This window comes from Streptomyces pseudogriseolus (assembly GCA_002154585.1).
GTDB lineage: Bacteria > Actinomycetota > Actinomycetes > Streptomycetales > Streptomycetaceae > Streptomyces > Streptomyces pseudogriseolus.
In genome coordinates this window covers 1-1633 of the sequence record MUNG01000465.1, presented here as the reverse complement: position 1 = coordinate 1633, position 1633 = coordinate 1, and the positions used below count along the sequence as shown (strand labels likewise).

The 1633-nt window shown below is 70.6% G+C and carries 2 protein-coding genes and 1 pseudogene; 1 reads left to right on the top strand and 2 read right to left on the bottom strand.

What is annotated here, in order from left to right:
* Both CCN29_RS31105 and CCN29_RS31100 read right to left on the bottom strand, forming a co-directional pair.
* Nucleotides 1-497: TerD family protein (locus tag CCN29_RS31105; RefSeq protein ID WP_143661420.1), on the bottom strand; the 497-nt coding region annotated here is incomplete at its 3' end.
* A gap of 185 nt (nt 498-682) precedes the next feature.
* Entirely contained in the window at nt 683-1279 is a 597-nt protein-coding gene (locus CCN29_RS31100) for a M48 metallopeptidase family protein (RefSeq protein WP_037830372.1), read from the bottom strand.
* Nucleotides 1280-1520: 241 nt separating this feature from the next.
* Here CCN29_RS31100 and CCN29_RS35445 point away from each other — a divergent pair.
* A pseudogene (locus CCN29_RS35445) lies at nt 1521-1633 on the top strand (ThiF family adenylyltransferase); the annotation flags it as partial.

Here is a 1633-nt window from a genome sequence, read left to right as displayed (position 1 = left end):
TGTGGCGCTTCGCCGCCGTCGAAGCCCTGACCGACGGCGGCGAAGCGCCACACGTCCTTGAAGTAGAAGTCGCCGAGCATGACGGCCCGCTCGGTGGAGAACTCCGAGCCGTTGAACGGGTACCGCGCCACTTCCTCGCCGCCGGCGACGATGCGGATGTACCCGGGACCTATCTGCGACATCTGTCCGGCGCCGTCGATGGTCGCCGTGAAGGACAGCTTCTTGATCTGCTGCGGGATGCGGTCCAGCGTCACGCGGAAGGACTCCGTGTCGCCCGCCTGGGCGCCCAGCAGCTGGATGGACTCCTCGGGCGACTTCGGCTGGTTGTAGAAGACGAAGTACCGGTCGTCGGAGAGCCGTTCGTCGGCGTCGAGTCCGAAGCAGCTGATGTCGAAGCCGAGCCCGGGGCCGGAGATCTGTACCCCTACGTACAGGTCCGTGCCCGCGGTGAGGTCACTGATCCTGGCCTTGTGGCCGCGTTGGAATTCCCTGGCCATACGTACGACCGTCCCCCATCCCGTTGTGAGTGCGTCGCGCCAGGCTAACGGCAATCACGGACACGGGAGGAAGTCGGTACAGACCCGGTACACAACGCGCAGGGCGCCTCGCTCCGCGTTCACCTCGGGCGGCGGTGCGGGCGGTGACGCGGGGCGCTGACGTGAGGCGGTGACGTGAGGCGGCGTCACTCGTCGCGGGCGCCGGGGACGTGGGGCAGCCGGTCGGCGGCGACCACCCCCTCGAGGTAGCCGCGGGCCCGTTCGGTCCGCGGGTACGCCTCGAGGAGCCGCCAGAAGCGGGGCCCGTGACCGGGCACCAGAAGGTGGGCCAGCTCGTGGCAGAGCACGTAGTCGACGACGTACTCCGGCATGCCCTGGAGCCGGTGGGACAGCCGGATGCTGCCGTCGGACGGGGTGCAGGAGCCCCAGCGCGTGTTCTGGTTGGTCACCCAGCGCACCGAGCGGGGGCGGGCCCGGCCCTCGAAGTACTGCTCCGACAGCCGCCGCGCGCGCTCGGCCAGCTCGGCGTCCCCGAGCGTTCTCCTGCTCTCCTGCGCGGCGAGCTTGTCGAGCATGACGCGCACCCAGCGCTGCTCCTCCGCCTCGGACATCCGGGCGGGGATGAGCACGACGGTGCGATCGCCCTCGCGGTACGCGGAGACCGTCCGCCGTCGGCGGGCACTCCTGCGGACCTCGATCGCGCTCGCCCGTGAGCCGTCCGTCGGCTGGCTCGTCGCGCTGCGCTGAGTCGTTCCGGCGCGGTGCAGTGGGTCGGCGGGCACGCCCCGACCGTACCCGCTGGACCGGGGGAAGTCCCGGCTCCGGGACGCTTCTCCGACGATCCGGTCACCGAGCGCCGGATTTGTACGACGAATTCGGGCACCTGTGGACAACTTGTGACGGCACCTCGGCGGCCCGGGGCATGCTGGCAGCGCCGGCCGGGGCCCTCGTCGGACCCGGCCCGGTGACGGGCAGGCATCAGGCCTGTTCGCAGGCATGTATCAGGACAGACGGGGGTCAGTCATGCATCCGATGCTCAAGCCCGCCCTCCGGCGCGGCTGGCGGGACCGCAACACCGTGCAGTTCGGGATGACACCGGACCCAGCGTCAGCGCCTGTGCCGGTGTCATCCCGAAC